2 protein-coding genes are annotated in these 2,189 nt (G+C 63.0%); one reads left to right on the top strand and one right to left on the bottom strand.

What is annotated here, in order from left to right:
• A partial coding sequence (locus M9890_15755) for an MFS transporter (protein MCO5178410.1) occupies positions 1 to 263 on the top strand: 263 nt, incomplete at its 5' end.
• Positions 264 to 692: 429 nt separating this feature from the next.
• On the opposite strand, the gene M9890_15750 is transcribed toward M9890_15755, so the two are convergent.
• On the bottom strand, positions 693 to 2,003 hold the full coding sequence (locus M9890_15750) for a cystathionine gamma-synthase family protein (protein MCO5178409.1): 1,311 nt from the start codon (positions 2,001 to 2,003) through the stop codon (positions 693 to 695).
• Positions 2,004 to 2,189: the final 186 nt, after the last annotated feature.

The following is a 2,189-nucleotide window of genomic DNA, read 5'->3' as shown; positions in this document are numbered from 1 at the left end:
GCGTCGTCCTGTTCGTCATCCTCTTCGGCGCGGGGTTCGGCGCGATCACGCCGGCGCGCGCCGCGCTCGTCTCCGACCTCTTCGGCGCGTCCAGCTATGGCGCGATCAACGGCGTCGTCGCGCTCTGCATCACCGTCGCTCGGTCGATCGCGCCGGTCGGGGCCGGGCTGTTGCTCGTGGCGCTCGGCTCCTACACACCAATTATCTGGCTGGCTGCCGGGCTGTCGGGTGCTGCCGCGCTGGCTGCGCTGCGGGCGCGGTGAGAGTGCCGTGGGCTGGCAGGATCTGACGTACCGTTAGCGTTGCGCAAGTGATTCCAGCGCTGATCGATAGCGATCGATGAAACGGTTGACGCGGTCAATGAAGTCAGAATCTATAGGCTGATTGGCGGATGGATGAATCACCTGGCGTTGCTCTTCGTCCCATTGGGTGTCGTTCTGGGCATCTCGCTGCGAGCTCAAGAAGTCTTGATTGTCCATAAATGAAACCAACCTGCCGACTGGCAACGATGGAAAGCGATGCCTGCAAAGGACATATTCAGAGCGTTGTCTGGTGCGAGACAACGCTTGCATACCAATGGATCGCCTCGTAGTAAGACGGCCGAACACCAATCGCATGTGTAGGTGTCCGGCCCCCTTGATCTGCCATCGTCGCTGACAAAAGCTTGCGGTTATCCGCGACCGCGTATTTGGTCAGTCCCCGACCGCGAGCGTCTGCGTCTTCATCGCGGCGGCTAGCGCCTGATCGAAGTCGCGCATGAGGTCCTGCGGATCCTCGAGGCCAATTGATAGACGGACCATCTTGTCGGTCAGCCCCATGCGCTCCTTCTCGGCCTTCGGCACGTCGGAGTGCGTCATCGTTGAGGGGTGCTCGGCGAGCGATTCGGTGCCGCCGAGGCTGACTGCGAGGTGGCAGATCTTCAGCGCGTTGAGGAAGGCGAACGCCTCCGCCTCGCCGCCGCGCACGTCGAACGACACCATCGCGCCCGGCGCGAGGCATTGACGCTGGTAAACGTCATACTGCGGATCGGATTCGTCGATGTGTCCGAGGTAGTAGACCTTCTCGACCGCCGGGTGATCGCGCAGGAACTCGGCGATGAGCTTGGCGTTCTCGGTCTGCTGGACCATCCGGATCTTCAGCGTCTCCAGACTGCGCAGCATCAGCCAGCCGTGGAAGGGCGAGAGCATCGAGCCGAAGAATGTGCGCAGCGCCCGCACCGGTGCCATGACCGTCTTCGAGCCGAGGCAGGCACCGGCAATAAGATCGCTGTGGCCGCCGATGTACTTGGTCGCCGAATAGATCACCAGGTCCGCGCCGTGCTTCAGCGGCTGTGACCAGACCGGGCCGAGGAACGTGTTATCGACAGCCACCGGGACGTGCCGCTCAGCGGTTGAAAGTGACCGCGCGATTGCTGCACAGTGGGCGATGTCGACCAGTGCGTTGGTGGGATTGGCCGGCGTCTCAACGTAGATCATGCCGACCGAGCCGGGAGCAAGTCCGGCGACGGCTTCTTCCAGCGCTTCCGGCCCTTCTCCGGCTTTGAAGCCAGCGGCCTTGATGCCGAAATCAGCCAGCACATGGCGGATGAAGTGGTCTGTACCGCCGTAGAGCGGCTCCGAGTGGACGAGCGTATCGCCGGGACGTAGATAGGCGAGCATCGTCGTGGTGATCGCCGCCATGCCGCTGGCGAAGACGGCGCACGACTCCGCCTCGTCCCAGATCGCCAGCCGGTCCTCGACGATCTCCAGGTCCGGGTTGTTGATCCGACTGTAGATCAGCCCCGACTCCTCGCCGGCCGTCGGCTCACGCAGACCGTAGGCGACCTCGAAGAACGCCTTGCCGTCCTCGGCCGACTTGAAGACGAACGTCGACGTCTGGAAGATCGGCGGCTTGAGCGAGCCTTCCGACCACTCCGGTCGGTAGCCGTAGCTCATCATCAGACTTTCGGGGCGCAGCGCATGACCGTCGATCGACGTCTGCGCATCCGATTCGCGCTTCTCCATCGCATCCTCTCCTGTCGCTACCACGCGGCACGACGCTTCGATTGCGGGATGTATGGCGCAAGCATACTCCGCGCAGGCTGTTAGCGGGTCCCCCGCATAATTCGCTCCGCGCGCTTGTCGGCCTTGTACTCATTAACCACGAGAATCGCGTGAATCACCCCCGGCACCCAGAACGCCAGCGTCAGA

It is taken from the genome of Thermomicrobiales bacterium (assembly GCA_023954495.1).
GTDB lineage: Bacteria > Chloroflexota > Chloroflexia > Thermomicrobiales > CFX8 > JAMLIA01.
Note: the sequence above shows the minus strand (reverse complement) of the source record. Positions and strands in the feature narration are given on the sequence as shown.

Coding starts and splice junctions, on each gene's coding strand:
- M9890_15750 (MCO5178409.1), bottom strand. CDS start 2,003: ATGGAGAAGCGCGAATCGGATGCGCAGACGTCGATCGACGGTCATGCG.